Below are 366 nucleotides of genomic sequence, written 5' to 3'. Positions count from 1 at the left end.
CGGCGCCATGACCGGTGCGGGCTCGACCACTTTCAGTGGCGACCTCACGCTCAGCGCCTACGACGGTGCCCGATATGGCGCCGTCGCTATCTCGCAGCGCAGCGTCAATCTCGCCGGCACGACCAATTGGAACGGCGGAGCCCTGTACACCAGTTCAGGTGGCTCGCTTACCAACTCCGGCACCTTCGTCGACAACGGAAACTATTCCTACGGGAGCTATTTCGCCAGTCAGGGCAGCACTGCTTCGGATTTCGTAAACACTGGCACTTACAACAAAGTCGGCGGGGGGACTACCACCTTCGCCGTCGGCTTCAAGAACACCGGCACGCTCAATGTCACGGCCGGTGTGCTTAGCCTTGGCGTAGG

At 61.2% G+C, this 366-nt stretch carries 1 protein-coding gene; it reads left to right on the top strand.

The window, feature by feature from the left end; all coding sequences use genetic code 11:
• A partial coding sequence (locus LNV09_RS24685; protein WP_263559713.1) for a hypothetical protein occupies positions 1 to 366 on the top strand: 366 nt, incomplete at both ends.

The organism is Paucibacter sp. B2R-40, assembly GCF_025717555.1.
In the GTDB taxonomy this organism is placed as follows: Bacteria; Pseudomonadota; Gammaproteobacteria; order Burkholderiales; family Burkholderiaceae_C; genus Paucibacter_A.
This window is presented reverse-complemented; position numbering and strand designations above follow the sequence as displayed.